The organism is Guyparkeria sp. (genome assembly GCF_046540515.1).
Taxonomy (GTDB): Bacteria; Pseudomonadota; Gammaproteobacteria; order Halothiobacillales; family Halothiobacillaceae; genus Guyparkeria.
Window position 1 is genome coordinate 1 of the sequence record NZ_JBKHFB010000093.1, and the last position, 5752, is coordinate 5752.

Annotated in this window: 4 protein-coding genes, 1 tRNA gene and 1 pseudogene; all 6 read left to right on the forward strand. The window is 66.9% G+C overall.

All coding sequences use genetic code 11. The features are described from left to right. Positions 1-543, forward strand: a pseudogene (locus ACLFRM_RS08800) (DNA recombination/repair protein RecA); the annotation flags it as partial. Between the two features lie 15 nt (positions 544-558). Continuing rightward, positions 559-1047, forward strand: a complete 489-nt coding sequence (locus tag ACLFRM_RS08805; protein ID WP_410755368.1) for a regulatory protein RecX — start codon at positions 559-561, stop codon at positions 1045-1047. Between the two features lie 110 nt (positions 1048-1157). Continuing rightward, positions 1158-3773, forward strand: a complete 2616-nt coding sequence (alaS, locus tag ACLFRM_RS08810; protein WP_410755369.1) for an alanine--tRNA ligase — start codon at positions 1158-1160, stop codon at positions 3771-3773. Positions 3774-3925: 152 nt separating this feature from the next. Beyond that, positions 3926-5158, forward strand: a complete 1233-nt coding sequence (locus ACLFRM_RS08815) for an aspartate kinase (protein ID WP_410755370.1) — start codon at positions 3926-3928, stop codon at positions 5156-5158. A 79-nt stretch (positions 5159-5237) separates the two neighbouring features. Beyond that, complete coding sequence (csrA, locus tag ACLFRM_RS08820) at positions 5238-5435, forward strand: carbon storage regulator CsrA (protein ID WP_410755371.1); 198 nt, start codon at positions 5238-5240, stop codon at positions 5433-5435. A 168-nt stretch (positions 5436-5603) separates the two neighbouring features. After that, positions 5604-5696: transfer RNA gene (locus ACLFRM_RS08825), tRNA-Ser, on the forward strand. Positions 5697-5752: the final 56 nt, after the last annotated feature.

Below are 5752 nucleotides of genomic sequence, written 5' to 3' on the forward strand. Positions count from 1 at the left end.
CTGATGAGCCAGGCGCTGCGCAAGCTGACCGGCAACATCAAGCGCACCAACTGCATGGTGATGTTCATCAACCAGATCCGGATGAAGATCGGCGTCACCTACGGCAGCCCGGAGACCACCACCGGCGGCAACGCGCTCAAGTTCTACTCCTCCGTGCGTCTCGACATCCGCCGCGTCGGCGCGGTGAAGAAGGGCGAGGAAGTCATCGGCAACCAGACCCGCATCAAGGTGGTCAAGAACAAGATGGCGCCGCCGTTCAAGGTGGTCGACTGCGACATCCTCTACGGCGAGGGCATCTCCCACCTGCTCGAACTGGTCGACCTGGGGGCCAAGCACGGCATCATCCAGAAGGCCGGCGCCTGGTACTCGTATGGCGACACCCGCATCGGGCAGGGCAAGGACAACGCGCGACAGTTCCTGGCCGAGAACCCGGAGATCGCCGATGAGATCGAGGCCAAGGTGCGCGAGATCATGATGCCCAAGCCCGCCCCGATCCCCGAGAAGAGCGAGGCCGACGAGACGCCGGTCGACGAGACCTCGTAAGGTCGCAGCGGTCCCGTGGACGACGAGAAGCGTCGCCTGCTCGACTGCGAGAAGCGCGCGGTGGGCCTGCTGGCCCGGCGCGAGCACAGCCGGCTGGAACTGGCCCGCAAGCTCGCCGATCGGGGGTTTTCCACCGACGAGGTCGACCCGGTGCTCGACCGCCTGGTCGAGGAAGGCTGGCAGTCGGATCGGCGCTACGCCGAAAGCCTGATCCGTGCCCGCGCGGCACGGCGCTACGGCCCCGACCGCATCTCGAACGAACTGGCCCAGCAGGGTGTCGACGAGGGCGTGGTGAGCGAGGCCTTCGCCGCCGAGCCGCAGGACTGGGCCGAACTGGCGCGCGAGCAACTGCTGGCGCGCTTTCGCGAGCCCCCCGCGGACTTCCCCGACCGAGCCCGTCGGCATCGTCACCTGGTCCGCCGCGGCTTTCCGCCGGAGCTTTCTCACGAGCTGGCCGGCTGGTGGCCCAAGGACGAAGACCGATCCGACCCCGACCGGTTCTGACCTTCCCTCGCAACGCCCCGTTCATCGACGGGGCGTGTTCCTGTTCGCCCGCCGGGTGCCTGCGCTACAATCCGCCCTTTGTCCTCCCCGCTTTCCGAGATGGTTCGTGCATGAAGACCAGCGCCGAGATTCGTCAGTCCTTTCTGGATTTCTTCGCCGAGCGTGGGCACGAGATCGTGCCCTCCGCGTCGTTGATTCCGGCCAATGACCCGACGCTACTGTTCACCAACGCCGGGATGGTGCCCTTCAAGGAGGCCTTCCTCGGCCAGGAGAAACGCGCCAATCCGCGTGCGGTCTCCGTGCAGCGCTGCGTGCGCGCCGGCGGCAAGCACAACGATCTCGAGAACGTCGGCTACACCGCCCGGCATCACACCTTCTTCGAGATGCTGGGCAACTTCAGCTTCGGCGACTACTTCAAGCGCGAGGCGATCCGCTATGGCTGGGACTTCCTGACCGAGACCCTCGGTCTGCCCGCCGACCGGCTGCTGGTCACCGTCTACGAGACCGACGACGAGGCCTTCGCCCACTGGCGTGACGACATCGGCCTGCCCGAGGACCGCATCCTGCGCATCGGCGACAAGCCGGGCGGCGGTTCCGACAACTTCTGGCAGATGGGCGACACCGGCCCCTGCGGTCCCTGTTCCGAGATCTTCTACGATCACGGTCCGGAGATCCCGGGTGGCCCGCCGGGCTCGCCGGACGAGGACGGCGATCGCTTCATCGAGATATGGAACATCGTCTTCATGCAGTACGACCGGGCGGCCGACGGCACGCTCACCGACCTGCCCAAGCCCTCGGTCGACACCGGCATGGGCCTCGAGCGCCTCGCCGCGGTCATGCAGGGGGTGCACTCGAACTACCAGATCGACCTGTTCCAGCACCTGATCGAGGCGGCCGCGCAGGCGACCGGCGCGACCGACCGCGAGTCGAGCTCGCTCAAGGTCATCGCCGACCACATCCGTTCCTGTGCGTTCCTGATCGTCGACGGCGTGCGCCCGGGCAACGAGGGGCGCGACTACGTGCTGCGCCGCATCATCCGCCGCGCGGCCCGTCACGGCCACAAGCTTGGTCAGGACGCGCCGTTCTTCCACAAGCTGGTCGGGCCGCTGGTCAAGGAGATGGGCGATGCCTATCCGGAGTTGCTCAAGGCCGAAGACGAGGTCGCCCGGGTGCTCCTGGCGGAGGAGGAGCGTTTCCTGCAGACGCTGGCCTCCGGCATGCAGGTGCTCGAGCAGGCGGTCGCCGGGCTTGCCGAGGGCGGCACCATCGATGGCGAGACCGCGTTCAAGCTCTACGATACCCACGGGTTTCCGCTGGATCTCACCGCCGACATCGCGCGCGAGCGCGGTCTGGTCGTGGACGAAGAAGGCTTCGAGCGCGAGATGGCCGGGCGACGTGCCCAGTCGCGCGCGGCCAGTCACTTCACCGCCGAGACGATCAAGATCGGCACGGACGAGCCGACCGTGTTCGACGGCTACGAGCAGGAGGCCCTCGAGGCCACCGTGGTGGCCGTGGCCCGCGAGGGTAGCCAGGCCGAGGCGCTTGATCGCGGCCAGGATGGCGTGATCGCGCTCGATCGCACGCCGTTCTACGCCGAGTCCGGCGGTCAGGTCGGCGACACCGGCGTGATCGAGTCGGCCAATGGGCGCTTCGTCGTGCACGACACCCAGAAGCAGGGCGGGGTCTTCCTGCACCACGGCACGCTCACCGACGGCCACCTCGCCCCGGGGGATGCCGTGACCGCACGCATCGACGCCGAACGCCGCGCCGAGATCCGTCTCAACCATTCCGCCACCCACCTGCTGCACGCCGCGCTGCGCGAGGTACTGGGCGACCACGTCCAGCAGAAGGGTTCGCGCGTCGGGCCCGAGGCCTTGCGCTTCGACTTCTCGCACGACAAGCCGGTCACCCGCGAGCAATTGCGCGAGATCGAGCGGCTGGTCAATGCCCAGGTGCGCGAGAACCACGCGGTCGAGACCCGCGAGATGGCGATCGACGAGGCACGTGCGGCCGGCGCAATGGCGCTGTTCGGCGAGAAGTACGGCGACGTCGTGCGCGTGGTGACCCTGGGGCCGTTCTCGATGGAACTTTGCGGCGGCACGCATGCCCGTCGCGGTGGCGATATCGGTCTGTTCAAGATCGTGGCCGAGTCCGGGGTGGCCTCGGGGGTGCGCCGCATCGAGGCGGTTACCGGTGCCGCGGCGCTGGCCGAGGCCGAGCGTGCCGACCAGACGGTCGGCGAGATCGCGGAATTGCTGCGCGGGCCGAAGACCGAGGCGGCCGAGCGGGTGGCGCAGATGCTCGAGCGCTCGCGTCAACTCGAACGCGAACTGGCGAAGCTCAAGGCCGAGCTTGCCTCGGCCAGCGGCGACGAGCTGGCGGACAGTGCCGAGAGCATCGGTCCGGCCAAGGTGCTGGTCGCCGAACTGCCGGGCGCCGATGCCGGCACGCTGCGCGAGAGCATGGACAGGCTGCGCGACAAGCTCGGCACCGCCGCGATCCTGCTGGGCACCGTCGACGACGGCAAGGTGCGCCTGGTGGCCGGCCTGTCCAAGGACCTGACCAAGACCTTCAAGGCGGGCGACTGGGTCAATGTCGCCGCTGCCGAGGTGGGCGGCAAGGGTGGCGGTCGACCGGACATGGCGCAGGCCGGCGGCAGCCAGCCGGAACGCCTGGCCGAGGCCCTGTCCGCTGCGCGCGCCTGGGTGGCCGACCAGCTGGGCTGAACCCGGACGGTTCGCCGCTGTCACAGTCCGGCGGGATCCGGACGGCGGATGAAAAAGTCCGGTCAGGGGGCTATACTGCCCGGCTGCTTTGACTTTCTCACGTCAGCGACGAGGAGTGGGCACCGCCAGGACGGTGCCGAGGAAACGACAAGATGGCGTTAATCGTACAGAAATACGGCGGTACCTCGGTCGGCAGTGTCGAGCGTATCCAGGCGGTTGCCGAGCGCGTCCAGCGCGCCGCGAAAAACGGTGACTCGGTGGTCGTCGTGGTCTCGGCGATGAGCGGCGAGACCAATCGCCTGATCGGCATGGCCAGAGAGATCCAGGCCGAACCGACCCCGCGCGAGCTCGACACGTTGGTCGCCACCGGCGAGCAGGTCACCATCGCGCTGCTGTCGATGGCCCTGCAGGCACGTGGCCAGGATGCACGCTCGTACACCGGCGCGCAGGTGCGCATTCTTACCGACAGCACGCACACCAAGGCGCGCATCCAGTCGATCGACACGGACACGATCCGTGGTGACCTCGACGCCGGCCGCGTGGTCGTGGTCGCCGGCTTCCAGGGGGTCGACGAGCACGGCCAGATCACCACGCTCGGCCGTGGCGGGTCGGACACCTCGGCGGTGGCCCTGGCCGCGGCGCTCAAGGCCGACGAGTGCCAGATCTACACCGATGTCGATGGGGTGTACACCACCGATCCGCGCGTCGTGCCCAAGGCCCGCCGGCTCGACCGGATCACCTTCGAGGAAATGCTGGAAATGGCCAGCCTGGGCTCGAAGGTCCTGCAGATCCGCTCGGTGGAGTTCGCCGGCAAGTACAACGTCCCCCTGCGGGTGCTGTCCTCGTTCCAGGATGGCCCCGGCACCCTGATTACCCTGGAGGAAGACGGCGTGGAAGAACCAGTAATTTCCGGGATCGCGTTTCACAAGGACGAGGCCCAGCTGACCATCAAGGGCGTGCCGGACAGCCCCGGGATCGCCTACAAGATCCTCGGCCCGATCGGCGAGGCCAATATCGAAGTCGACATGATTCTCCAGAACATCGGTGCCGACGACACCACGGACTTCACGTTCACGGTGCATCGCAACGACTTCGACAAGGCGCTCAACCTGATGCGCACGACCGCCGAGGGGCTGGATGCGCGCGAGGTCTCCGGCAACCACAACATCGTCAAGATCTCGCTGGTGGGCGTGGGCATGCGCTCGCACGCCGGCATCGCCTCGAAGATGTTCCGGGTGCTGGCCGAGGAGAAGATCAACATCCGCATGATCGCCACCTCCGAGATCAAGATCTCGGTCGTGATCGACGACAAGTACCTGGAACTGGCTGTCCGTGCCCTGCACGATGCCTTCGAGCTGGATACCCCTGAGGTATCCCTGAGCTGATCGACGGTTCACAGGCTAATATTTCGGCATGGCCTCGACGGAACACCGGTGGGCCGCCAAACACAGAGAGTGACCACATATGTTGATTTTGACCCGCCGCATTGGTGAGGTGCTGCGCATCGGCGACGACGTCGCCATCACGGTGCTCGGCATCAAGGGAAACCAGGTCCGAATCGGTATTGATGCGCCCAAGGATGTCGCCGTGCATCGCGAGGAAATCTATCAGCGCATCAAGAGCGAGACGGACCAGGACGGAGAAGGCGAGTCCTCTAGCTGATCTCCGGCCGTCACGATCGTTTGTCCCTCGCCGTGCCGATCACGGCACTCCCCCGCCGGATTCTTGCCTTGCTCGCAGGGCACTGGTGGCGGACATGTCCGGCGAGGTGCCCCGGCGGTCGGCGGCATTGATTCCTGCCGTCAAAGCCGCTACCATGCGGCGCTTGTTGGAGAGGTGGCCGAGTGGCTGAAGGCGCTCCCCTGCTAAGGGAGTAAGGGGTTTATAGCCCCTTCGAGGGTTCGAATCCCTCTCTCTCCGCCATACCGAAAAAAGCCCCGCCGGGACAAGACCCGGCGGGGCTTTTTGCCGTCTGGCCG

Excerpts from the sequence above, each read along its gene's own strand:
- alaS (WP_410755369.1), top strand. The coding sequence starts at position 1,158 with ATGAAGACCAGCGCCGAGATTCGTCAGTCCTTTCTGGATTTCTTCGCC.
- ACLFRM_RS08815 (WP_410755370.1), top strand. The coding sequence starts at position 3,926 with ATGGCGTTAATCGTACAGAAATACGGCGGTACCTCGGTCGGCAGTGTC.
- csrA (WP_410755371.1), top strand. The coding sequence starts at position 5,238 with ATGTTGATTTTGACCCGCCGCATTGGTGAGGTGCTGCGCATCGGCGAC.